Annotated in this window: 23 protein-coding genes; 1 reads left to right on the top strand and 22 read right to left on the bottom strand. The window is 42.1% G+C overall.

Going from position 1 to position 23,698, the window contains the following annotated elements; genetic code table 11:
• Positions 1-70: 70 nt before the first annotated feature.
• The 13 genes from ftsY to ACQCT8_RS03785 form a co-directional block, all read right to left on the bottom strand.
• Positions 71-1,075, bottom strand: coding sequence for a signal recognition particle-docking protein FtsY (ftsY, locus tag ACQCT8_RS03845; protein ID WP_426868617.1), 1,005 nt, complete (start codon positions 1,073-1,075; stop codon positions 71-73).
• 15 nt (positions 1,076-1,090) lie between these two features.
• Complete coding sequence (gene smc / locus ACQCT8_RS03840) at positions 1,091-4,660, bottom strand: chromosome segregation protein SMC (RefSeq protein WP_426868615.1); 3,570 nt, start codon at positions 4,658-4,660, stop codon at positions 1,091-1,093.
• Positions 4,660-5,415: a ribonuclease III gene (gene rnc, locus ACQCT8_RS03835; protein ID WP_426868613.1), complete on the bottom strand. Its 756-nt coding sequence runs from the start codon at positions 5,413-5,415 to the stop codon at positions 4,660-4,662. The genes smc and rnc overlap by 1 nt, the downstream gene beginning before the upstream one ends.
• Before the next feature lie 137 nt (positions 5,416-5,552).
• On the bottom strand, positions 5,553-5,786 hold the full coding sequence (acpP, locus tag ACQCT8_RS03830) for an acyl carrier protein (protein ID WP_278238973.1): 234 nt from the start codon (positions 5,784-5,786) through the stop codon (positions 5,553-5,555).
• Positions 5,787-5,853: 67 nt separating this feature from the next.
• Positions 5,854-6,597, bottom strand: a complete 744-nt coding sequence (gene fabG, locus ACQCT8_RS03825; RefSeq protein ID WP_426868612.1) for a 3-oxoacyl-[acyl-carrier-protein] reductase — start codon at positions 6,595-6,597, stop codon at positions 5,854-5,856.
• Positions 6,598-7,542, bottom strand: a complete 945-nt coding sequence (gene fabD, locus ACQCT8_RS03820) for an ACP S-malonyltransferase (protein WP_426868611.1) — start codon at positions 7,540-7,542, stop codon at positions 6,598-6,600.
• Positions 7,543-7,557: 15 nt separating this feature from the next.
• Positions 7,558-8,541, bottom strand: a complete 984-nt coding sequence (gene plsX / locus ACQCT8_RS03815) for a phosphate acyltransferase PlsX (RefSeq protein ID WP_426868610.1) — start codon at positions 8,539-8,541, stop codon at positions 7,558-7,560.
• A 1-nt stretch (position 8,542) separates the two neighbouring features.
• A complete protein-coding gene (gene fapR / locus ACQCT8_RS03810; RefSeq protein ID WP_426868609.1) occupies positions 8,543-9,118 on the bottom strand; it encodes a transcription factor FapR in 576 nt (191 codons plus the stop codon).
• A gap of 78 nt (positions 9,119-9,196) precedes the next feature.
• Positions 9,197-11,233, bottom strand: a complete 2,037-nt coding sequence (recG, locus tag ACQCT8_RS03805; RefSeq protein ID WP_426868608.1) for an ATP-dependent DNA helicase RecG — start codon at positions 11,231-11,233, stop codon at positions 9,197-9,199.
• Positions 11,234-11,239: 6 nt separating this feature from the next.
• On the bottom strand, positions 11,240-12,127 hold the full coding sequence (gene sdaAA, locus ACQCT8_RS03800) for an L-serine ammonia-lyase, iron-sulfur-dependent, subunit alpha (protein WP_426868606.1): 888 nt from the start codon (positions 12,125-12,127) through the stop codon (positions 11,240-11,242).
• Positions 12,128-12,180: 53 nt separating this feature from the next.
• The gene (sdaAB, locus tag ACQCT8_RS03795) at positions 12,181-12,843 is read right to left on the bottom strand and encodes an L-serine ammonia-lyase, iron-sulfur-dependent subunit beta (RefSeq protein WP_426868604.1); all 663 of its coding nucleotides are present in this window, start codon (positions 12,841-12,843) and stop codon (positions 12,181-12,183) included.
• A 112-nt stretch (positions 12,844-12,955) separates the two neighbouring features.
• Positions 12,956-14,629 (bottom strand): DAK2 domain-containing protein, encoded by a 1,674-nt coding sequence (locus ACQCT8_RS03790; protein ID WP_426868603.1) that lies wholly within the window; start codon positions 14,627-14,629, stop codon positions 12,956-12,958.
• 16 nt (positions 14,630-14,645) lie between these two features.
• On the bottom strand, positions 14,646-15,008 hold the full coding sequence (locus tag ACQCT8_RS03785; RefSeq protein WP_278238964.1) for an Asp23/Gls24 family envelope stress response protein: 363 nt from the start codon (positions 15,006-15,008) through the stop codon (positions 14,646-14,648).
• A gap of 362 nt (positions 15,009-15,370) precedes the next feature.
• Here ACQCT8_RS03785 and rpmB point away from each other — a divergent pair, with 362 nt between their 5' ends.
• On the top strand, positions 15,371-15,559 hold the full coding sequence (gene rpmB / locus ACQCT8_RS03780) for a 50S ribosomal protein L28 (protein ID WP_039808810.1): 189 nt from the start codon (positions 15,371-15,373) through the stop codon (positions 15,557-15,559).
• A gap of 59 nt (positions 15,560-15,618) precedes the next feature.
• Here rpmB and spoVM read toward each other — a convergent pair whose 3' ends face one another.
• The 9 genes from spoVM to def all read right to left on the bottom strand — a co-directional run bounded on the left by spoVM (position 15,619) and on the right by def (position 23,683).
• Positions 15,619-15,717, bottom strand: coding sequence for a stage V sporulation protein SpoVM (spoVM, locus tag ACQCT8_RS03775; protein ID WP_278238963.1), 99 nt, complete (start codon positions 15,715-15,717; stop codon positions 15,619-15,621).
• A gap of 12 nt (positions 15,718-15,729) precedes the next feature.
• Complete coding sequence (locus ACQCT8_RS03770; RefSeq protein WP_426868601.1) at positions 15,730-16,374, bottom strand: thiamine diphosphokinase; 645 nt, start codon at positions 16,372-16,374, stop codon at positions 15,730-15,732.
• A gap of 100 nt (positions 16,375-16,474) precedes the next feature.
• Positions 16,475-17,131 (bottom strand): ribulose-phosphate 3-epimerase, encoded by a 657-nt coding sequence (gene rpe / locus ACQCT8_RS03765; protein ID WP_426868599.1) that lies wholly within the window; start codon positions 17,129-17,131, stop codon positions 16,475-16,477.
• Position 17,132: 1 nt separating this feature from the next.
• Complete coding sequence (gene rsgA, locus ACQCT8_RS03760) at positions 17,133-18,014, bottom strand: ribosome small subunit-dependent GTPase A (protein ID WP_426868597.1); 882 nt, start codon at positions 18,012-18,014, stop codon at positions 17,133-17,135.
• 20 nt (positions 18,015-18,034) lie between these two features.
• On the bottom strand, positions 18,035-20,059 hold the full coding sequence (gene pknB / locus ACQCT8_RS03755) for a Stk1 family PASTA domain-containing Ser/Thr kinase (RefSeq protein ID WP_426868594.1): 2,025 nt from the start codon (positions 20,057-20,059) through the stop codon (positions 18,035-18,037).
• Positions 20,059-20,820, bottom strand: coding sequence for a Stp1/IreP family PP2C-type Ser/Thr phosphatase (locus tag ACQCT8_RS03750; protein ID WP_426868592.1), 762 nt, complete (start codon positions 20,818-20,820; stop codon positions 20,059-20,061). Before ACQCT8_RS03750 ends, pknB begins: the two co-directional genes overlap by 1 nt.
• A gap of 100 nt (positions 20,821-20,920) precedes the next feature.
• On the bottom strand, positions 20,921-22,255 hold the full coding sequence (gene rsmB, locus ACQCT8_RS03745; RefSeq protein ID WP_426868590.1) for a 16S rRNA (cytosine(967)-C(5))-methyltransferase RsmB: 1,335 nt from the start codon (positions 22,253-22,255) through the stop codon (positions 20,921-20,923).
• On the bottom strand, positions 22,248-23,201 hold the full coding sequence (gene fmt / locus ACQCT8_RS03740; RefSeq protein ID WP_426868589.1) for a methionyl-tRNA formyltransferase: 954 nt from the start codon (positions 23,199-23,201) through the stop codon (positions 22,248-22,250). The genes rsmB and fmt overlap by 8 nt, the downstream gene beginning before the upstream one ends.
• Complete coding sequence (gene def, locus ACQCT8_RS03735; RefSeq protein ID WP_426868587.1) at positions 23,198-23,683, bottom strand: peptide deformylase; 486 nt, start codon at positions 23,681-23,683, stop codon at positions 23,198-23,200. Before def ends, fmt begins: the two co-directional genes overlap by 4 nt.
• Between the last annotated feature and the right edge of the window lie 15 nt (positions 23,684-23,698).

The raw sequence follows: 23,698 nt of genomic DNA, 5'->3' as shown, positions 1-23,698 counted from the left end.
GTGAAAAGCCTTTACACTAAAATCATACCGACTCTGTTCGTCTGTGTCAAGTAGTGGACAGGCAAATCATTTATACGTCTGAGTGTTCCTGCTCATCCTCGATTAAATCTGCAAACAAACCATACACATATTTTTCAGCGTCAAAAGGCTGCAAGTCATCCATTTTTTCTCCAAGACCCACAAATTTAACTGGTATGCCAAGTTCCTGCTTGATGGCAAGAACGATGCCTCCTTTTGCAGTACCATCCAGCTTGGTCAGTACAATCCCGGAAACATTTGTTGCTTCTTTAAATATTTTTGCCTGCGTTAAGGCATTTTGACCGGTTGTTGCATCTAAAGCCAGGAGCACTTCATGTGGAGCGCCTGGAATCTCCCGCTCAATTACTTTTTTCACTTTTTCTAATTCCTTCATAAGATTCACTTTGTTTTGAAGTCTTCCTGCTGTATCGCAAATTAAGATATCCGCTTTTTTTGCTTTTGCTGACTGCACAGCATCATACATCACAGCCGCTGGATCAGATCCTTCTCCGTGCTTAACCACATCTACTCCCACGCGGTTTCCCCAAACTTCAAGCTGTTCGATGGCGCCTGCGCGGAATGTATCACCAGCTGCAAGCATCACTTTTTTTCCTTCCTCTTTAAACTGGTGAGCAAGTTTTCCGATTGTCGTCGTTTTTCCCACTCCATTTACGCCTACAAATAAGATAACAGTCAGCCCTTCTTCCTGAAGCTGAAGAAGAGCATCCGATTCCTGATCTTCACCCTGATAAATTTCAACCAGTTTTTGAGAAATCACTCCGCGGATATCCTTTGTATCTTTAATGTTTTGTCTTCGCACTTCCATTTTAAGTTCTTCAATCAGTTTCACAACTGTTTCAAACCCTACATCTGCCTGGAATAAAATTTCTTCAAGTTCTTCAAAGAAATCTTCATCAACCGTTCTGTATCTGGCTACCAGATCATTCATTTTTGTAGTGAAATTATCCCGTGTTTTGGTAAGGCCTTCACGGAATTTATCCGACATATTGTCTTGTGACTGAGTTAGCTTATCCTTGATTTTTTTAAAGAAGCTCATTATTTTCTCTCCTTTTTAGGAAAATGATTTAACTGGATTCTGTTCTTCAAGACGGACTGAAACTAATTTAGACACTCCGGATTCCTGCATCGTAACGCCATAAAGGACATCTGCGCCCTCCATCGTCCCTTTGCGGTGAGTAATGACGATAAATTGCGACTGCTCACTGAAGCGGTGGAGATATTGACTGAACCGGTGTACATTCGCTTCATCCAGGGCTGCTTCGACTTCATCAAGTATGCAAAACGGCACAGGACGGACTTTTAATATCGCAAACAAAAGAGCGATGGCTGTCAATGCTCTTTCTCCTCCGGACATTAAGCCAAGGTTTTGAAGTTTTTTCCCAGGCGGCTGAGCGACAATGTCGACCCCTGAATGGAGCAAATCATTCGGATCGGTTAATTTCAGTTCCGCTCGCCCTCCTCCAAATAATTCCTTAAACACCTCAGAAAAATGACCTTTCACCTGATTGAAGGTTTGGCCAAAGCGGCGTGCCATTTCCTCGTCCATTTCTTCAATTATTTCCTGCAAATTCCTTTTTGCTTCTAATAAATCCTCCTGCTGTTCAAGGAGAAATTCATACCGCTCTGATATCCGGTCGTACTCATCTATCGCGCCAAGATTAACATTTCCAAGCTCATCTATGGACATTTTGATCAATTTAACCTGTCTTCTGGCATCATCAGCGGACAATGTCATCTGATAGAGCTCTTTTGCTGCAGTAAACGTAAGCTCATACTCCTCCTGAAGACGATTTAAGCGGGAGTCGATTTCCACTTCAAGCCGGTTGATTCGGATTACTTCATCCTTCAGGCCATCCTGCAGTCCTTTTTGCAGTCTGGAGAATTCTTTTAACGAACGATTGACCTGTTCCATTTCTTCCTTCATGACCGTGCGCGTTTGCTTCGTTTTATCAATCAGCGCCAGTATTTCTTCTCTCTTCTGCTGTTTTAAGTCGATCGTTTGTTTTAATGTTTCTGATTGATCTTCGCCGTTTACAGCTTCGTCTGCAATCCAAAGTATGTCTTCTTTCAATGATGCGCTTCGTTTTTTCAATTGTTTGAGAGCTGTTTTGAGCCCTTCTTTTTCACGGATGATCTGCTGCCGCTGTTCCCTTGATACAGCCAAATCCGACTTTGAAGAAGACAATTTTTGAATAAGGTCTTCTTTTGATGTGCGCTGTCTATCTTTTTTCTCTGTTAGCTCTTTCATAGATTCTGTCAATGCGGTCAGGGTCTCTTCAATCGTAACCAGCCGCTTGTTTAATGTCTTTTTCTTCTCTTTCATTTCATCTGTATAGTCTTTAAACTCTCCCATTTCAAGATCATACATGGAAAGCTCTCTGTCGGACCTTTCCAGAAACACTTCTGTTTCTCTGAGACCCGACTTTAATTCGGATTCTTTTATTCTTAAAGACTCCCCTTTTGTTCTAATAAGCTCAATTTGCTGATCTTTTTCGCTTATTTTACTCTTCGTTTCTTTTACTTTTATTTCTAATCGGGCTGCTGTCTCTTCCATTGCAGGTATTTGATCTGTGAGTTCATCCAGCTCATTTTTACGGGATAAGATAGATGCGCCTTTTTTGGATTGAGCTCCACCAGTCATTGAACCTCCAGGGTTTACGACATCACCTTCGATCGTCACGAACCGGAAACGATGCTGAAGCTTGGCAGCAAGCTCGTTTGCACCTTTGAGGTCTTTCACAATTAAGACCGTTCCAAGCAGGTTTTCAACTATCTGAGAGTATTTGCTGTCAGCCGTTACAAGAGAGGAAGCTACTCCGATAAAGCTGCTGTGCGTTCTGATGGCGTCTGCCTGATGTGAGGCAATTGCTTTTGATTTAATAACCGATAATGGAAGAAAGGTCGCACGTCCAAAGCGGTTTTGTTTCAGATACTGAATAGCTGCTCTTGCGTTTTTTTCGTCTGTTGTTACGACACTTTGCATTGAACCGCCTAGTGCTGTTTCAATCGCCAGTTCATATCGCTTGTCTACGGAAATGATCTCTGCAACTGCTCCTTCAATCCCGTGGAGTTTATGTTTCCTTGCTTTGAGGATTTCTTTTACACCTTGAAAAAACCCTGAAAAGTCACCTTCCATGGTTTCAAGCATATTTTTTCTAGACTTGGCTTCACTGACGTATTGATAGGCTTTATAAAGATTTTTTTCCATCTCTTCATACTCTTTTGCGAACCGGCTGCGAGCTTCATGTGTTTCTTTAAACTGATCACGCGTTTGCTTGATTTCGTCAGCAACATCTGAGATTTTCTTGGCAATCGTTTCTCTTTGCTCAAGTTTATCTTTTCTTTCGCTGATAAAATGAGCATTTTGATCATGTAATTTACTTGCCCGTTTTGCATGCTGTTCAAGCTGCTGATCAGCGTAGCTAAGTTCATTATTAATCGTTGTTTTTTCATTTAATGCATCGAAGTATTCGTCCTTCACATTCTCAAGCTGGTCTTCAATATTTATTTCCAGGCTGTCCGCAGAAGCTTGAAGAACGTCTACTTCTTTTTGAAGTTCTGCTGTTCTTACAGCACATTTTTCAGCTCTATTTTCATTTTCAGCTAATGATTGTTCTGTTTGCTCAATCTGCTCATTTAATTCCTCAAGCGTTTTTTTCATCTGCTCTTCATTTTGGGCAGTATTTTTTTTCCGTTCCAGAAGAACCTGCCTGCGGCCTTCGAGCTGTTCTGCTTCCTCTGTGACCGCCAACAATGTTTTTTGATATTCATCAAGCTCCGAGTCATACTTTGCAAGCAGTGTCCGCTTAGAAGAGAGAACTTCTTCCTGCTCCTTTATTATTGCTTCTTTCTGCTCTTCCTGAGCCTGAATGTTTTCATAGTTTTCTTTGCTTTTTTTCCACTCTTCATTCATCGATTCGATATCATGAACAAAAAGGCCAACCTCTGTTTGTTTAAGTTCGTCTTTTTTTTCCAGAAATTCTTTTGCAAGTGATGCCTGAATCTTAAGAGGTTCCACCTGTCCTTCCAACTCGTGCAATATATCCTGGACCCGGTACAGGTTTTCCTGTGTTTCTACTAAGCGGATATCTGCTTTTTTTCTGCGATTCTTATATTTAAGAACGCCAGCTGCCTCTTCAATAATCACCCTGCGCTCGTCTGGCTTGCTGTTTAAAATTTGTTCAACTCTGCCCTGTCCGATAATGGAAAATGCCTCTTTTCCCAGTCCCGAATCAATGAATAAATCAATGATATCTTTTAAACGGCACGGCTGTTTATTCAATAAATATTCACTGTCTCCAGAACGATAGACTCGCCGGGTTACGCTCACTTCTGCATAATCAAGAGGCAACGCCTGGTCCTCGTTATCGAGTGTCAGCGTTACCTCAGCAAGATTTACAGGTTTTCTTGAATCGCTTCCTGCAAAAATAATATCTTCCATTTTTCCTCCGCGCAAAGATTTAGCGGACTGTTCCCCTAAAACCCAGCGTATAGCATCAGTAATATTGCTTTTCCCGCTGCCATTCGGTCCGACTACGGCAGTTACGCCGGGAACAAAGTCTATCGATATCTTTTCTGCAAACGATTTAAATCCAACAATATCCAGTCTTTTTAAAAACATTATGTGTTCACCTGCTGCTCGTCCGGCATATTTTTTAGATATTCCAGCGCTTTTTGAGCTGCGTGCTGCTCAGCTTCTTTTTTTGATCTGCCTGAACCAGTACCCAGCTCTTTTTCCCCAAGAAGAACGCGGGAAATAAATTCACGGTTATGGGCAGGTCCTTTTTCTTTTAAAATTTCATAACTTAATGCTCCAGAGTGGTGACGCTGAATAAATTCCTGAAGCTGGCTTTTAAAATCCATCACATGCGAAAAAGCACCTGTATTTACTTTAGGAAAGACCACTTTTTCCAATATCATCCTGACCGGTTCTAATCCCTGATCCAGATAAAGGGCGCCAATAAATGCCTCGAACACATCAGCGAGCAGTGCGGGTCTCATTCTGCCGCCTGTCTGTTCCTCCCCTTTTCCCAGCAGGATTAATTCTCCAAAGTTAAGTTCATTAGCAAAAATGACAAGAGAGGGCTCACATACAATAGCTGCTCTAAGCTTTGTCATTTCCCCTTCACTCATTGCAGGAAAACGCTCGAATAAATAATGAGATACGGTTAATTCAAGTACAGCGTCTCCCAAAAACTCCAAACGTTCATTATCCTCATAGGGCTTCCTTCGATGCTCATTCACATAAGATGAATGTGTAAATGCTTTCATTAGGAGTTTAAAATCATTAAATTTAATTTCATGCTGCTGCTGAAATGCTTTAAACCGTGCTTCTGATTTTTTTACAGCAGTCAGATCTTTTCTCGTTTTATTCATGGGACTTCACCTTGCCATTTCTGTCTCAATAATTTAATGGGTAACAAGATAAAACAAAACTTGGCATGATTTCTCATGCCAAGTTTTCTCTCAAATAGCCGAAACACGATCATCTTGGCGGGATGATTTCATTACATTTAGATTTTTTCCTGTATGTAATTTACTGCATCACCAACTGTACCGATTTTTTCTGCATCTTCATCAGAGATAACCATATCAAATTCATCTTCAAGCTCCATTACCAATTCTACTACATCAAGTGAATCAGCACCAAGATCTTCTTTAAATGAAGCTTCAAGCTTAACTTCAGATTCATCTACGCCTAAGCGGTCCACGATAATTTTTGTTACACGATCCATAACTTCTGCCATGTTCGTCACCTCCCTTCAATCATTATAGTTTAAAACAGGCGGTAAATAAACTCCTGCTTTTTTAAATTTACATGACCATTCCGCCATCGACATGTAATGTTTGCCCTGTGATATATGAAGCATCATCACTGCTTAAAAACAAAACTACCTTTGCAATATCTGAAGGACTGCCAAAGCGTGCAAGAGGGATTTGCTTTTTCATCTCAACCTGAATATCTTCAGTTAGTTTATCAGTCATGTCCGTTTCAATAAAGCCAGGTGCCACAGCATTTACCGTAATGCCTCTTGAGGACAGCTCTTTAGCAGTGCTTTTTGTTAAGCCGATTACACCCGCTTTTGAAGCTACATAATTCGATTGACCGGGATTACCCATGACGCCTACGATCGAGGATATATTTATAATTCTGCCGCTGCGCTGTTTCATCATGCTTCTAGTGACAGCTTTTGTCGTGAGGAAAACGCCTTTTAGATTAATATTAATAACCTCATCCCACTCGTCATCTTTCATCCGCATCAACAAATTGTCTCTTGTAACACCTGCATTGTTGACCAGAATATCAATTGAGCCGAAATAAGATAACGTTTCCTTAATCATATTTTGAACCTGATCGGCCTCACCAACATTCGCCTGGATAACAAAAGCTTTTCTGCCGAGCTCTGTTATTTCTGCGGCAACCTGTTCTGCTCTATCTTTGCTGCCGCTGAAATTTATGGCAACATCTGCACCGTTCCTTGCAAGTTCAAGCGCAATTTCTTTTCCAATGCCTCTTGAAGCACCTGTTACAAGCGCTGTTTTACCTTCGAGCTTCATTTATTGTACCTCCTTTAAAGCGGTTATAGCGGATTGCAATGTTTCCTCATCATATACCGGATAGGTCTTAGCGCGTCTATCCACTTTTTTCACAAGACCAGATAACACTTTCCCCGGGCCAACCTCAATAAAGGTATCCACTCCAAGGCTGATCAGCTTTTTGATCGTATCTTCCCATAATACCGGGGAGTAAAGTTGAGCAACTAATAATTTCTTGATTTTATCTCCGTCAAGCTCAACATCAGCTGTCACATTCGCAATTACCGGGATCGTCGCATTCTGGACTGACACAGAGGAAATCACTTCCTCAAACTCTTTAGCCGCCGGTTTCATCAGGCTGGAATGAAAAGGACCGCTGACCTGAAGAGGCAGACATCTCTTTGCTCCTCGTTCTTTTGCAAGAAGTGAAGCTTTTTCAACACCAGCACTTGAGCCGGAAATAACAATCTGGCCCGGGCAGTTTAAGTTTGCAAGCTGAACAGGATCCCCCTGTTCAGAAATGATGTCGGTTACGCTTTTTAAGTCTTCCCGGTCCATCCCAAGGACAGCTGCCATTTTCCCTTCTCCATTCGGCACAGCCTGTTCCATCAATTCACCGCGTTTTCTTACAGTTACAACAGCATCCTCAAAGCTCATAGAACCTGAAGCAACTAAAGCGGAGTATTCCCCAAGGCTGTGTCCTGCTAGAAAATCAGCATGAATATTATGTTCTCTAAGGACAGTCATAATTGCTGCACTGGCAGTGAGCAAGGCAGGCTGAGCATTGATTGTTTTTGTTAATTCTTCCTGTGGTCCTTCAAACATTATACCTGACAGGCTCTCATTCAATTGTTCGTCTGCTTTCATATAGATATTCTTTGCTGAATTATATAAATCTGCAATTTCGCGACCCATGCCTACAGACTGTGATCCTTGACCCGGGAACAAGTAAGCGACTTTTGCCATATGTATCGTCCTCCTTTACTTTGTATTTATTGCATCGGAAATCAGCTGGCCGACATGTTCCTCAGCCATACTATTAGCCTGCTTAACAGCATTATAAATCGCGTGTTCATTCGATGAGCCATGTGCTTTGATGACAGGGGCATTTAAGCCAAACAAAGCTGCTCCGCCATATTCAGTGTAGTCCATTTTGCTTTTAAGCCCGCGTAAATCATTTTGCACAAGACCAGCCGCAATTTTGGACTTTATTGAAGAGGAGAATGTTTCTTTTAACATTCCAAAAATCGCCTGCGCAGTACCTTCCAGCGTTTTCAGCACCATATTGCCTGTAAACCCATCTGTTACGACCACATCCGCAGCACCGTTAAGAAGGTCTCTGGATTCTACGTTTCCGATAAAATTCAATGCTGATTCTTTAAGCAGAAGATAAGATGCTTTTGTCAGTTCGTTTCCTTTTCCTTCTTCTGTACCAATATTTAAGAGTCCCACCGTCGGATTGGAAATGCCTCTGACCTTTTCTGCGTAGATGCTTCCCATCATGGCATATTGAAGCAGATGCTCAGGTTTGGCATCGGCATTTGCTCCTAGATCAAGCATCACAAATCCTCTGCCGTCCATCGTCGGAAGCGTAGGTGCAAGAGCCGGTCTTTCAATACCGCTGATCCGGCCCACAACAAAAAGCCCCGCTGCCATTAAAGCCCCGGTATTTCCGGCTGAAACACATGCCTGTGCCTGTCCGTCCTTAACCGCCTGTGCCATTAAAACCATTGAAGCTTCTTTTTTTCTTCTAACTGCTCTTACTGGCTCATCCGTACTTAATATTTTTTCTTTTGTATGTATAACTTCTATATTCTGATTATCGGTCAGGTGCGCTTTTATGGCTTCACTGTCCCCATATAGTTTTATGTGAATTGAAGGATTTTCTTTCACTGCTTTCATTACACCGAGTACAACCTCTTTAGGTGCGTGGTCTCCGCCCATTGCATCAACTGCTATTTTCACTTCAATTCTCCTCCCCTAATTGAGATGTGGAGCGATACATTTCAAATTCGCCTTTAAATACCAGTGTTTTGTCTACATAGGACATCACTTCCACAGTAGTTCTATGCTTATCTCTATGGCTCACTTTCGCTTTTGCTACTACCCTGTTGCCCATTTGTACAGGCTTGCTGAAAAGCAGATTGGCCCTTGCTGTCAGTGCAAGCTCATCATTGATTATTGCAACAGCAAGAGAGTTGGCCTGAGCAAAAAGGTGATGACCTCTTGTAATTTGATTGCGCTGAAAAACATGTTCTTCTCTCACATCAAAAATTGATATTCCGCTTTTATCGAGTTCTATATCAATTACTTCACCTATAACCTCATCAATCGGCAGTGCACGCACTTCATCTTCAAATGTTTGTTCTGCTACTGTTTTTATCCGTTCACGCAGTTCAGGTATTGATAACTCCATCCGGTCAAGACGGATCGTCTGAACGCTTACGCCGAATCGTTTTGCCAGATCGTCATCTGTTACAAATGGATTATCTGTGATTGTCTGATGTAAAGTGATCTGACGTTCTTTTTTTGATAATTTCATTCCTCCACCGCCCGCTACTAGCACTAGGTACTAATAGGAGTATATAAATAAAACAGACAGAATGCAACTGCATTCTGTCTAATCTAGTTTACTGCCGCTTAAAATACCATCCTCCACCAGGATGTCTCTTAGCATTTCAAAACGCTGATCGTACCAAAATTCATGGCTTTCAATCAGCTTATGAGCATCGTCCCTCGCAATTTCCAATGCCCTGTAATCGTGAACCATATCCGCTACTTTAAATTCAGGAAGGCCGCTTTGTTTTCTTCCAAAAAAATCTCCAGGACCTCTCAATTCAAGGTCCTTTTCACTTAACACAAAACCATCATTGGTTTCAGTCATTATTTTCATTCGTTCTTTTCCCACTTCGTTCTTAGGGTCTGCAAGGAGGATGCAATACGATTGATCACTGCCTCTTCCGACTCTCCCTCTCAGCTGATGAAGCTGCGACAAGCCAAACCGTTCCGCATCATAGATTACCATTAAAGAAGCATTAGGCACATTAACGCCGACTTCTACAACTGTGGTTGAAACCAGTACATGAAATTGATTTTCACTAAATGCCTTCATTACCCGTTCCTTTTCATCAGCATGCAGTCTGCCATGCATAAGCCCTACTGAATATTTGCCAAAGAAATATTGCTCCAGCTGTACATGAACATCAATCGCATTTTGCACATCCAGTTTTTCAGATTCTTCAATAAGCGGACATATAACATAAACCTGCCGGCCATTAGAAAGCTCTTTTTCCATAAAAACCAGAATACGATCGAGCATATTTTCTTTTGCCCAATAGGTTTGAATTGGTTTTCTGCCAGCAGGCATCTCATCAATGATCGAAACATCCATTTCACCAAACACTGTAATAGCAAGCGTTCTTGGAATAGGAGTTGCCGTCATAAATAAAACATCAGGGTTTTCTCCTTTTTCACGCAAAACCCGCCGCTGGTTTACTCCGAAACGATGCTGCTCGTCTGTAATTACAAGACCTAAGTGCTTAAAATCCACCTCATCCTGTATCAGCGCGTGCGTGCCAATTAAAATATCAATTTCCCCTGCAGCCAGCTTTTCCAATAGAAGCGCCCTGCGTTTTCCTTTCACCGAACTAGTAAGGAGTGCAACGGTTACTCCGATCGGCTGGAACAATTCATTTAATGATTCTGCATGCTGCTCTGCCAAAATTTCAGTTGGAACCATCAATGCTCCCTGAAGCCCGGCTGTAATAACAGCAAGAAGGGAAATCGCAGCCACCACAGTCTTGCCGGACCCCACATCTCCCTGAAGCAGCCGATTCATGCGGTGCGGGGATTTAAGATCTTTCAGGATTTCTTTTAACACTCTTTTTTGGGCATTTGTAAGAGGAAAGGGCAGTCTTGAAATAAAAGCCGTCAGATCATCTTTTACATAGTTAATTGACATGCCTTTTGACTGCTCCCTTTCCACCTTTCTTAAAGCCTGCATCTTTAACTGAAAAAGAAAGAATTCCTCGTAAACAAACCGTCTTCTTGATTGTTTCATCGTCTCAGTGTCGGTTGGAAAATGCATTCCTTCCAATGCCTCGCGTCTGCCAGGCAATTTATACTTTGCTATCAATTCTTCAGGAATCGGATCGGCTATTGAATCAGCACACCTGGCAAGTGCCTGTTGGATTAGTTTTTTTAATGTGCGATTTGTCATTAATCCTTTTAGCGGATAAACAGGTGAAAATTCTTCTTCGCCCTGCTGGGGACCGAGTTTATACGTTTGAGCCGTAATCATCTGCCTATGTCTGTCCCATTTGCCTGTGACTGTCAAAATGTCCTGAACATTCAGCTTCTTCTTAAGATAAGGCTGATTAAAAAATGTCACCTTTATGCTATGTGGACCGCTTAGCAGTCTGAGCGTCAGTCTGGATTTTTTCTTACCGAAAAACTGGAGGGAAGGCTCACTGTGAACCCGGCCTTCCACAGTTACTCTCTCTTCGTGCGCAGCCTCTGTTAAATCCTTCATCCTGAAATCATCATACCGGTACGGCAGATAATTGATTAAGTCATTAATTGTATGAATTCCCATGTCATGAAGCTGTTGAGCGGTTTCTTCCCCCACTCCGTTTAGAGATAAAACTGATTCCTTCAAACCGGTCTAATCCTTTTTATTCAGAGCGAAACCGAATATTTTCGCTTCCAGTTCTCTTCCTGTCGGTGTAGCTGCCAGACCGCCCTGGGCTGTTTCTCTGAGAGCTACAGGCATAGTCTGACCAATTTTATACATAGCATCAATGACTTCATCACACGGGATGCGGCTCGTAATTCCAGCCAGTGACATATCTGCTGCCACCATGGCGTTTGCTGCTCCCATAGCATTTCTCTTAACACATGGAACCTCGACTAATCCTGCAACAGGGTCACATACAAGTCCGAGCATGTTTTTAAGCGTAATTGCCATAGCTTCAGCACATTGAGCAGGTGATCCTCCAGCCATTTCAACAATTGCTGCGGCAGCCATTCCAGAGGCAGACCCTACTTCAGCCTGACACCCTCCGGCTGCTCCTGAAATAGAAGCATTATTAGCAACAACAAAACCGAATGCGCCTGAAGTGAATAAAAAGCGGATTTTTTCTTCCCTGGTCGGGTTCAACTTTCTTTGAACAGCAAATAAAGTACCGGGAACCACGCCCGCTGATCCCGCAGTCGGGGTGGCGCATATCGTTCCCATAGCTGCATTTACCTCATTCGTAGCTACCGCTTTGCTTACCGCATCAAGCAGCAGATCTCCGCTTAGCGACTTTCCGCCTGCTATGTATTTCTGGAGCAGGACAGCATCTCCACCCGTTAATCCTGAATGAGATTTTACACCTTGTAAACCTTTTTCTACCGCTTCTTCCATGACTGACAGGTTCCGCTCCATTTGAGCAAGAACCTCTTCCCTTGAACGATTTGTTACGCTCATTTCCTGTTCAATCATGATATCCGATATTTTTTTGCTGCTTGTTTCGGCTAATTCTACTAGTTCTGCAACATTACGAAACATCTTATCCCATCCTCTATTTTTTGTAAGCGTTATCAAACCCTCACATTACGAATTTAACTTACGATTCTTGTGACCTGTGTGACTTCTGGAAGCTTTTTTAATTCATTGATGACCTCTTCGTTTACATTTTGATCTACTTCTATGGTCATCAACGCCATTTTTCCAACATCTTTTCGGGAAACATCCATGTGGCCGATGTTAATTCTATGGCTAGCCAGGAGATTGGAGACAGCAGCAATTGCGCCGAATCGGTCGTCATGGACAACCAAAATTGCAGGGTGATGGCCTGTAAGCTTTAATTCAAATCCGTTTAACTCAATGATTTCAATTTTACCACCGCCAATGGAGATGCCAACCAGCTCCATTTCACCATTTTTATCTCCCAGTCTGATCCTTGCCGTATTCGGATGGTCTGTTACCGCTTCTTCTTCACGGATTTTGATTCTGATTTTCTTCTTTTTCGCATGGTCAAATGCTTGAATAATTCTTTCATCATCTGTTTCAAAATTCATAATTCCGCCAATCATTGCTACATCCGTGCCATGACCTCTAAACGTTTTTGCAAATGATCCGTAAAAGGAAATAGTCGCCCATTCAGGTTCTCTGCCGAAAAGCTCCCTGGCCATTTTGCCAATTCTAGCAGCTCCTGCTGTATGGGAAGATGAAGGGCCAATCATAACGGGACCAATAATATCAAATACACTTTTGTACTTCATGCAATTTTCACACCTTCACAGTCATTTTGCACTTTCTTCCCTTATATAGAAAATAGAAGGGTGGATACCCTTCTATTTTCTCTCTTTAAGCAATTGATTTCAATTCATTTCCTTATTCAATTGCAAATATATATGAATAGAGAGGCTGCTTTCCATTATGAATCTCGATTTCAAGTTCAGGGTATTCCTCTTCAATAAATGCAGTAATTTTATTCACTTCGTCCTCTGAGGCGTCTTCCCCATGCAGGATAGTAAGAATTTCTGCATCTTCGTCAATCATATGTGAAAGGAGTTTTTTTGCAGATTGCAGCCTGGTTTTATCGCTTACTACAATTTTGCCTTCAGCAATCCCCATATGATCATCTTTTTGTATCGTAATGCCATCGATCGATGTATCACGAACGGCAAACGTTACCTGACCAGTTTTCACATGCTGCAATGCCTCTTTCATACCTGCAAAATTGTCGCTGATTGCTGCAGTTGGGTTAAAGGCCAGAATGGCAGACATGCCTTGCGGAACTGTTTTGGAAGGAACGACTGCCGCTTCCATTTCAACGACTTGGGCTGCCTGTTCAGCAGCCATGATAATATTTTTATTATTAGGTAAAATAATGACTTTTTCAGCATTGGCTTCTTCAATTGCTCTGACAATGTCCTCCGTGCTTGGATTCATCGTCTGACCGCCTTCAATTACATTCGTCGCGCCTATGCTTCTGAATAATTCAGCGATGCCCTCACCCATAGATACCGTAATAATGGCATATGGTTTTTTTTCATCAGAGATTTCATTTTTCTGAGGAGCTCTATAATCAGATCCAACAAGTTCAGTATGCTGCTCCCGCATATTTTCAATTTTCATTTTGATTAAACTGCCGTAACGCTGGCCATATGAAAGGGCTGTTCCCGGTTCTTCCGTATGAATATGAACCTTTGCCATTTCATCATCAGATATTACGAGCAGCGAATCACCCAGCTCGCTTAATTCATTTCGAAACTGAGTTTCATCAAATGGATGCTGAGATGTTTTTTCTTTTTCAAGCTTCACCATAAACTCTGTACAGTATCCAAACTCAATATCTTCTGTGTTCATAAAACCCTGCACGCCGATATGATGCTCGGCGCTTACAAGCTCGTCCATCGAAGGAGTTACAGGTGCATCATCGATAGTTTCACCCTTTAGTTCCGCCAAGAAACCTTCATATACATGTACAAGTCCCTGCCCGCCGCTGTCCACGACGCCGACTTCCTTTAAAACAGGTAAAAGATCAGGCGTCCGCTTCAATGAAGCTTTTGCCTCTTTAACGATCTCTTCCATAAGCAGCACGAAATTATCTTCATTTTTAGACACCTGCACTGCCTTTTTAGCTGCATCTTTAGCTACAGTCAGAATAGTGCCTTCAACCGGTTTCATTACCGCTTTATATGCAGATCCGACTCCATCATTCAGCGCCTCTGCAAATTCAACCGTACTTAAAACTTTCTTGCCTTCCACGGTTTTGCCGAAGCCTCTAAAAAGCTGCGACAGGATTACACCAGAATTTCCACGCGCCCCCATCAGCAGCCCTTTGGAAAGAGCCGAAGATACTTTGCCCAAGTGATCAGAAACATTGGCCTGGACTTCCTTCGACCCTGATGTCATTGATAAATTCATATTCGTTCCTGTGTCGCCATCAGGCACAGGGAAAACATTTAATGCATCCACTGTATCTGCATTGTTGGACAAATTTGTTGCTCCCTGAAAAATCATTTTGGCAAACTGCCTGCCATTTAACTCATTAATAACCACAAAGCTTTCCTCCTCATTACGGGTTCGTTACACGAACTCCCTGAACATATATATTGACGGACTCAACAGAAAGGCCAACAGTTTTGTCCAATGTGTATTTAACAGTTGATTGCACATTGTGAGCCACTTCTGAAATTTTAGTTCCATAGCTTACTACGATGTACATATCAATAAATACCTTATCGTTTTCCTGACGTACGATCACGCCACGAGTAAAATTTTCACGACGCAAGATATCTGTCAAACCGTCTCTGATCTGGTGCTTGGACGCCATGCCTACTATCCCGAAGCATTCAATTGCTGCTCCACCGGCAACCATTGCAATGACTTCGTTTGAGATATCAATTTGTCCAAACTTTGTTGTTAATTCAATAGACATATCTTGCTCCCCCTTTGGATACTGTCTTGGCTAAAGACATTTTACTATACAATCTCTTTATTTAAAAGCTAAACTGGCAAAGACCCTGATATAATAGGTTTTCTGCTGATTTTTCTCTTTTGAGAAGAGGGATCAACAAAAAGTAATTTTGATATAGTTTACATAATAATATTATATAATAAACTTTCTTATGATTACGGTCTGCCTGCTTCACTTCAAATGATGTAAAGGAAAAAAACTTGATAGAGTGTTTATTTTTATTGCATATTGAAAATAGGTATGGTAAATTAGTTAAGGTGTGATTGACTAAGTGAAAGATTGAAACAAATGTTTTCAGCTTCATTTGTGAGGAGGGGAATTAAATGGCGAAACAGTGTGTTGTTACTGGTCGTAAGACTCGTTCAGGCAACGCTCGCTCCCACGCTATGAACGCTAACAAGCGTACATGGGGCGCTAACCTTCAAAAAGTTCGTATTCTTGTTGACGGTAAGCCTAAGCGCGTATGGGTTTCTGCACGAGCATTGAAATCTGGTAAAGTAGAGCGCGTATAATATTGAAATTAACATAATAAGAAGGGGAGCTGAACTAGTCAGCTCCCCTTCTTATTTGTTTAAACCTGCTTTTTAAAAGCTCCGAGCATTGCTTTTACAATTCCACCAAGCACTCTGGGTAATTTTATGCTGTAAAATCGCAAGTGGATCTCCTCCATTCCGATGATGCATCAAGTGTTGTCCTTGCTTCTTATCATCATAAGTATGCCGGATTGAAACGAAATAGACGCATACGGCGCAATAAATTCATTGCTGATTGTCAGTGTCGTTCCCATTTTTACATTGTGATCGGTCAAAGGATACTTAACTCCTGTTAACGTGAGCTTGTTTACTTCCTGGGTAATCGGTATGAACGAAAGATAGCGGTAATCCGGATCGTTTTTGATCTCATAAGCACCCTCCTCATAAAGCCTGATCCGATTCTGCTCGTCCAGAATCTCTACAGGATGCGGATGTTTCAGCACCGGGTGAGAGCCGAGCAGCTGAAGGTTTCCCATAAAATGGTCGAGTCTCCCTCCGGTAACTCCTATTAAACGAATAGACTGTGATTGCTGCAGAGCCCACTTTAAAGCCATTTCTAAATCAGTCTCATTTTTTTCTGATTGGGCTGTTTCTAATATTGGAACATATGAAATAATTTGTTCATACTCCTCCTTTGATACCGAATCAAAATCTCCAAACGCTCTTTCTACTGAAATACCTGCTTTTATCAGCTTGTCGGTTCCTCTATCTACTCCAACCCATCTGGCTTCCTCATGCTGCAGATTGACTAGCCACTGATCATCGATCGGTCCTCCTCCAACAAGATAAATCATGTTCTCACCTTCCATCTATATGATTTGTTTTCCTGCTATATTCGCTAATTTGCTTTCATTAAATGAATGACCTCACTCCGTCTTGAAGTGAGGTCATGTTTTATTCCTGAGAAGCTTTTTTCAACAGCTTAATGGCTAAACCGCGATCCTTTTCTCCAAACACTGCAGATCCAGCAACCATTACTTCAGCACCTGCATCTTTACATGTTTTAATTGTATCCTTGTTCACGCCGCCGTCTACTTGAATTAAAAAGCTGTATCCTTCTTCTTTTTTCAGCTGTGCAAGCTCTCTTACCTTTTCAATCGCTGACGGAATAAAGGCCTGCCCTCCAAAACCGGGATTCACCGTCATAACTAGAACAAGATCAAGGTCACCTAAAACATGCTTAATGGCATGGATGGGTGTATGCGGGTTAATAACCGCTCCTGCTTTTACCCCTTTTTCCCGAATCAGCTGAATCGCTCTGTGCAAATGATGAGTAGCTTCTGCATGAACCGAAATGTAATCTGCTCCTGCATTTGCAAATTGTTCAATATAATTTTCAGGCTGGACCACCATCAGATGAACATCTAATATCAATGAGGTGACCGGGCGAATAGCATTCACGACCAAAGAGCCCATTGTAATGTTGGGAACAAACTGGCCATCCATGACATCGATATGAATCCAGTCTGCTCCTCCTTTTTCAACTTCCTTTATTTCTTCTCCCAGCTTTGAAAAATCAGCTGATAAAATAGATGGAGCAATTTTGACCATTTTAATACCTCGGCTTTCTTGATTTAATTTCCTCATAAAACTGCTGATAATGGTGATAGCGGTACTCCGGTATTTTCTTTTCTTCTACTGCAGATTTCACCGCACATTTTGGTTCATTCATATGAAGACAGCCTCTGAATTTGCACTGTTCTCCATAATGGACCATTTCAGGGAAGCAAAACGGCAATTCCTCAAGTTCAAGTTCACTGAACTCCAGCGCACTGAATCCAGGTGTGTCTGCAACAAGCCCTGTTCCGATAGATAAAAGCTCTACATGCCGGGTTGTATGCTTGCCTCTCCCCAGAGAAGAAGAAATCTGATCCGTTTTTATATCAAGGTCAGGTCTCAGCGCATTTAAAATGGACGATTTCCCAACGCCGGACTGTCCGGCAAATACAGATATTTTACCTTCAAGATAGGGAATGAGTGTATCAAGACCATCTTCCCATTTAGCAGAGGAGCGCAATACAATATATCCGATGTTTTCATATTCCTTTGCATATTGCTCTATTTCCTTTGTTTGTTCCCTGGATAAAAGGTCCATCTTTGAAATACAGATGACCGGTGTGATTTGATGACTTTCAACCAATACTAAAAAACGGTCCAGCAATGATGTGCTGAAACTGGGTTCAATAGCAGAAAAAACCAGAACTGCCTGATCTACATTGGCAATTGGAGGACGCACGAGTTCATTTTTTCTTTTTTCGATTTCAGTCACATAGCCTTCCTGATCGTTTTCCGCCTGATATGTCACATAATCGCCGACTAATGGTGTGATTTTTTGCTTGCGGAAGACCCCTCTGCCACGGCATTGAACAACTCTGTCCTCATCTTTTACATAATAAAAGCCGCTAAGGGCTTTCATGATTTTTCCAGCTGGCATTCGATCTCTCCTTATACGATTTAGTTGTTTGAATCGTATGGTATTTCTTTTTCGATTATGGTTTCCCCATCCCGTTCAACACGGTAGGCTCCCGTTTCTCCTGGTTCAATCAATAATTCAAGACTTCTTTCGACTGTCTCTGTAATGGTAAATTCTTCGATAGGCTCATCCATCGTCCGATTTGAGTCTTTTACAAATATTCTTATCGTCTGAGGTTTGGGATCTCCCGGAACTTCTGGAGGATCTTCTCCTTCTCCCGGATCGGTTTCTTCTGGTTCTTCAGGTTCCTCAGGTTCTTTATATTCAATAGTCAACGGCACAAAAATCTCTTTTGGCGGCAGCGGCTCCACTCCGAGTGAGATTACTACATTTATTGAACTGCCGACTGCAAGTGAGGTACCCTCCGATGGGTCCTGTGACAGAACAGACCCCTCTGCTTGTTCAGAGGAATATTCTTCCCTCGTGGTATTTACAACCAATCCGGTTCGAGATTCAAAATCCTCTATCTCCTGGGGTGATTTACCGATTAAATTCTCTACTACTGCGGTTTCTTCCCCAAGGCTGACTGTCAACTGCAGCTCGGTTTCACTTGGAATTATTTCATTCCCTTTTCCAGGAGTCTGATCAATGATTGTACCTTCTGGGGAAGCATCATATTGTTCTTCTATGGTGACTTCTTCAAAATCCATTTCCTCAATTAAATCTTGAATATCCTCATAGATTCTTCCTGTGTAATCATCCATTTCGACTTCCGTCTTTCCGCTGCTGACAACGACATTAATTTCTTCTCCCTCATCCACTGACCTGGTCGCCTTAGGTGAAGTTCTGATAATGACATCTTCCGGTACGTCTTCACTGGATTGGTATTCAATTTCACCGAGCAGAAGTCCTTCTTCTTCCAATATCTCTTCTCCCTCATTAAGCGGTTCTCCTACAATGTTTGGCACTTCTATACGGGCTGGACCAAATACACCAAGGGCCGCCATGGCTGCTGTGCCTGCAGAAAGAAGCAGCAGAACAAGAACAAGAACCCATGGCCACTTCTTCCTTTTTTTCTTTTGCTTCACTGGGGGCTGTTCTGTTTTTGGCATGATCTTTGTTTTATTTTGATCTTTATGAACTTTAGTGTCTTCTGCTTGAGTAAATGACCGTTCATTGCGAATGATTGGTATCGCCCTTGTCGCATCATTATCCGGCTCAACCATAAATTTAGGCTCATGAAAACGATCTTCATCAAGTACAGATTTTAAATCTTCATGCATCTCATCTACGGTTGAATAGCGATAAAAAGAATCTTTTGTTGTAGATTTTAAAATGACATTTTCCACACTTTGCGGCAAATTGGGTGTCAGTTTTGAAGGAGGCGGAATCTCAGATTGCAAATGCTTTAAAGCAATTGAAACCGCAGATTCTCCTTCAAAAGGCAAACGCCCTGTAATCAGCTCGAACATGACAATCCCTAAAGAATAAATATCAGATTTTTTGGTTGCTATTCCGCCTCTTGCCTGTTCGGGAGACAGATAATGAACCGTTCCCATTACAGAATTGGTTTGAGTAATCGAAGTTGCACTCAGAGCCATTGCAATCCCGAAGTCGGTGATCTTTATATCGCCATTATGATCTACGAGAATGTTTTGAGGCTTAATATCTCTGTGAATGATGCCGTTATGATGAGCATGTGAAATAGCAGAAGTCAGCTGAGACATAATTTTGATTGCATCTTTCATTGGTACGGGTGAGTGATGCTGAATATATTCTTTTAATGTCATTCCCTCTACATACTCCATAACGAGATAGTACTGATCGTCTTCATCTCCCACATCATACATGCTTACAATGTTGGGGTGCGTTAAACTTGTGGCAGACTGGGCTTCACGCTGAAATCTTTTCATAGAATCATTTTCATTGACGTAATCCAATCGCAGCACTTTTACTGCTACATCTCTATCCAGAATCATGTCGTGCGCGAGAAACACGTTTGCCATCCCGCCGCCGCCGATGGATCGAAGAATTTTATAACGACCGTTTAATCTTTTTCCGATCATCATTTTTTGTCCTCGCTTTCTTCGGAGACAATGTACTCCACTGCAGCAATGGTAATATTATCTTCACCGCCGTTATGATTGGCAATATCAACCAATTTTGACGCGCGCTCATTAAGAGAAATTGCTTGAGTAATCGTATCAGCTAATATAGTTTCATCGAGTTTATTTGATAATCCATCCGAGCATAAGAGAATAATATTTCCATCATCAATTGTGATGGTGGATATACTTGGTTTTACAAGACCGTCTGACCCGAGTGATTTTAAAAGCAGATTTTTTCTCGGGTGATGCTCTGCATCCTGTTTTGTAATTTCACCTGATTGAACCAGCGCATTCACAAAGGAATGATCTTCTGTTACCTGGCGTATTTTACTTGCTTGTGAGATTATGTACCCTCTGCTGTCTCCTACATTTCCAATCGTAACAAATTCATCGGTACAGATGGCTGCTACAATTGTTGTTCCCATCCCTTCACAATCTTTATTGGCCTTTGCATAAAGATGTAAATTTTCATTTATGTTTTCAATACTGGACTGAAGCCATCTTTCAGCATCTATGGGCTTTATAATGGCAGGACTGTCCATCCAGAGTCCCTGAAGTTTATCGACTGCCATTTTACTGGCAACATCTCCTGCTCTGTGGCCTCCCATGCCATCTGCTACGACGGCCAGCAAATGTCCTTGCGGGTGTAAATAAATACCTCCCGCATCTTCATTTAAACGACGTACTTTTCCTTGATCGCTAATGAAAGCAGACTGCACGTTTTGTCACCTCATTTGTAATCTTGCTAATTAAGCTGTACGTTCCTCCGTAAAAAGGGGTCGTGTTCATACTTCTTCATATCGTTAGCGGCTGATTTGCTTAATTCTGTTTCTTTTCAAAACAGGCAATGAAAAAGCCGTCTCCGTTAAAATCCTGTGGGAAAACCTGTAGAATATCGTCTTTAGTCAACGTTTTTATGGGATCCGGGAGATTGTCCATAACGGTCAGCTCCATTTCAGGATGTTCACCCAGAAATTGTGCAACCATGTCATTATTTTCAGCATGATCGACTGTACAGGTGCTGTACACTAGTCTTCCGCCCGGTTTTACCATATCTGCCGCGGCTGCTAGTAAAGATTTCTGTACAAATGTTAGTCCCTCAAGGTCTTTTTCAGATTTAGCATATTTAATATCTGGTTTTCTTCTTACTACTCCTAAGCCGCTGCATGGTGCATCAACCAGCACACGGTCAAACGAACCCGGTGTAAATTTACTGTCAGCCTCACGTGCATCAAGTGCCGTGCCCTCAATACATTCAATCCCCAAACGGTTGGCATTGTCATCGATCAGCTTAATTTTATGAGGATGGAGATCCATCGCAATAATTTGTCCTTCATTTTTTATTTTTTGAGCTAGATGAGTTGTTTTGCCCCCTGGTGCTGCGCACATATCAAGGATTGTTTCTCCAGGCTGAGGATTCAATGCATAAGCAACAAGCATGGAGCTTTCATCCTGAATGGTCAGTAAACCTGATTTATAGGCGTTTGTATGAGCAATATTTCCCCTTGTAATTGAGATTCCTTCCGGAATGATGCTGCTTGCCTGTGCTTCGATTCCTTCTTCATTTAACTGGCTTAATACAGCTTCCCTCGTGGTCTTTAATGTATTGACACGAGCAGTTTGAACAGGAGCAAGCAGATTCATTTCACACATGGCTTTTGTTTTTTCCATTCCATATTGTTCGTGCCACCGCGCTGCAAGCCAGTAAGGATGACTTGTTTCAATAGACAGACGCTCGACCGGATCCTTGATCTCGTTCAGAGAAGGCGCGCCTTCCCGCTGAATCGATCTGAGTATGCCGTTTACCAGTCCGGCAACTCCCTTATGACCTCTTTTTTTTGCAATCTCAACCGCCTCATGAATGGCTGCCCTTTCAGGCACCCGGTCTAAATAAAGCATTTGATATAAGCTCATGCGCAGTAGATTTCTTACCCAGTTTTCGATCTTTTTTTTAATAAAAGGGGCCAGGAAATAATCCAGTGTCAGTTTCCGCTGGAGGGTCCCGTAAGTCAGTTCTGTTAAGAGACCTGTATCCGGGCCTTTAATAGAAAATTTCTTAATCGCATGATTGAGCAGCAAGTTGCTGTAGGATTGATTTTTATCAATTTGTTCTAATATTTCAAGTGCCGCTTCTCTTGCTGTTGTATTACTCATTTCGTTTTCCCACTCTTTCTCCAATTTCCATATCAGACCCTGCACCTCTTAAAAAATCTGCAGCACTCATTTTCTTTTTTCCAAAAGGCTGAAGCTCAGTAATTAATAAAGCTGCACTGTCTCCAGTGGAAATTATTGGACCATTGGATGTCTTATCCAGTATAACACCTGGGTCTTCATCGTGTTTCATTTCTATTTTTTCAGCCTTCAATATTTTCATCGTTTTATCCCGGTAGAGGGTATAAGCTACAGGCCATGGGTACAGTCCGCGTATTTGGTTGTAAATCTCTGTTTGAGAGCGGGTCCAGTCAATCTGTTCTTCTTCCCGTTTAATGTTCCATGCAAAAGTCGCCTCCGCATGATTTTGTTCCCTCCGCTCAGCAGATTGCTCAGCGATCGATGGAAGTGTCTGTGAAAGCAGGTCTGCTCCTGCTCTGCTTAATTTATCATGCAGTGTAGCTACGTTATCCTGCTCTGTTATTTCCACTTTTATCTGGCTAATGATATCTCCAGCATCGAGTTTTTCTGCCATATACATGATCGTAATGCCAGTTTCTTTTTTTCCCTGCATGATTGCATGGTGAATGGGTGCTCCTCCCCTCAGCTCTGGCAGGAGCGATGCATGAACGTTTATGCAGCCAAGCTTTGGGGCTGCAAGTAATTCAGGCGGCAGCAGCTGACCGAATGCAGCCGTTACAATAATATCAGGCTCTAATGAAACAATCCTTTGAAGCTCCTCAGACCCCTTCAATTTTTCCGGCTGAATGACCGGTATATTACGGCTTAACGCTTCCACCTTAACAGGCGGCGGCGTCATGATTTTTTTTCTGCCTGAAGGACGATCCGGCTGTGTAACCACTGCAATAACATCCATTTTATCCTCGATTAGCTGATTAAGAATGGGAACTGAAAAATCGGGAGTACCCATAAAGATCACTTTCATCATTCTTCTTCCCACCCTTCCATTTCTTCCTCGCTGATGTAACGGATGACTTTTGAGGTGAATAAAACTCCGTATAAATGATCTACTTCATGCTGAATAGCTCTTGCCATATAGCCTTCTGCTTCAATCTCATACCATTCTCCCCGGCGGTTCTGCGCTTTTAAGTTAATTTTATCCGCTCGCTCCACTTCTCCGTAAAGGCCGGGAAAACTGAGGCAGCCTTCCACATCAATATCACTGCCGGTAGTATGTGTGATTACTGGGTTAATCATTTCAAGCGTTCCTTCATCGTCATCAAGATCCACGATGGCAGCTTTTTTGCATACTCCCACCTGTGGAGCAGCTATACCAACTCCGTCGCTGTGAATCATCGTTTCAAAAAGATTATCCAGCAGCAGATGAAGGTCCTCTGTAAATTCGGTAACCGTTTCACATTCCTTTTCCAGACGATTATCCGGATGTTTAACTATATCTAAAATTGACAAATCAATATCCTCCTT

It is taken from the genome of Jeotgalibacillus proteolyticus (assembly GCF_050107735.1).
GTDB lineage: Bacteria > Bacillota > Bacilli > Bacillales > Jeotgalibacillaceae > Jeotgalibacillus > Jeotgalibacillus proteolyticus_A.
The sequence above is the reverse complement of the archived record's forward strand: the minus strand, read 5'-3'. Positions and strand labels throughout refer to the sequence as shown.

Coding starts and splice junctions, on each gene's coding strand:
- rpmB (WP_039808810.1), top strand. CDS start 15,371: ATGGCGAAACAGTGTGTTGTTACTGGTCGTAAGACTCGTTCAGGCAAC.
- fmt (WP_426868589.1), bottom strand. CDS start 23,201: ATGATGAAAGTGATCTTTATGGGTACTCCCGATTTTTCAGTTCCCATT.
- fabG (WP_426868612.1), bottom strand. CDS start 6,597: ATGAAGCTCGAAGGTAAAACAGCGCTTGTAACAGGTGCTTCAAGAGGC.
- fapR (WP_426868609.1), bottom strand. CDS start 9,118: ATGAAATTATCAAAAAAAGAACGTCAGATCACTTTACATCAGACAATC.
- rpe (WP_426868599.1), bottom strand. CDS start 17,131: ATGGTCAAAATTGCTCCATCTATTTTATCAGCTGATTTTTCAAAGCTG.
- rsgA (WP_426868597.1), bottom strand. CDS start 18,014: ATGCCAGCTGGAAAAATCATGAAAGCCCTTAGCGGCTTTTATTATGTA.
- sdaAB (WP_426868604.1), bottom strand. CDS start 12,843: ATGAAGTACAAAAGTGTATTTGATATTATTGGTCCCGTTATGATTGGC.
- ftsY (WP_426868617.1), bottom strand. CDS start 1,075: ATGAGCTTCTTTAAAAAAATCAAGGATAAGCTAACTCAGTCACAAGAC.
- smc (WP_426868615.1), bottom strand. CDS start 4,660: ATGTTTTTAAAAAGACTGGATATTGTTGGATTTAAATCGTTTGCAGAA.
- acpP (WP_278238973.1), bottom strand. CDS start 5,786: ATGGCAGAAGTTATGGATCGTGTAACAAAAATTATCGTGGACCGCTTA.
- rnc (WP_426868613.1), bottom strand. CDS start 5,415: ATGAATAAAACGAGAAAAGATCTGACTGCTGTAAAAAAATCAGAAGCA.
- ACQCT8_RS03770 (WP_426868601.1), bottom strand. CDS start 16,374: ATGATTTATCTTGTTGGAGGAGGACCGATCGATGATCAGTGGCTAGTC.
- spoVM (WP_278238963.1), bottom strand. CDS start 15,717: ATGGAGGAGATCCACTTGCGATTTTACAGCATAAAATTACCCAGAGTG.
- rsmB (WP_426868590.1), bottom strand. CDS start 22,255: ATGAGTAATACAACAGCAAGAGAAGCGGCACTTGAAATATTAGAACAA.
- pknB (WP_426868594.1), bottom strand. CDS start 20,059: ATGATCGGAAAAAGATTAAACGGTCGTTATAAAATTCTTCGATCCATC.
- sdaAA (WP_426868606.1), bottom strand. CDS start 12,127: ATGTTTCGTAATGTTGCAGAACTAGTAGAATTAGCCGAAACAAGCAGC.
- ACQCT8_RS03785 (WP_278238964.1), bottom strand. CDS start 15,008: ATGTCTATTGAATTAACAACAAAGTTTGGACAAATTGATATCTCAAAC.
- fabD (WP_426868611.1), bottom strand. CDS start 7,542: ATGGCAAAAGTCGCTTACTTGTTCCCGGGTCAAGGATCACAGTCTGTA.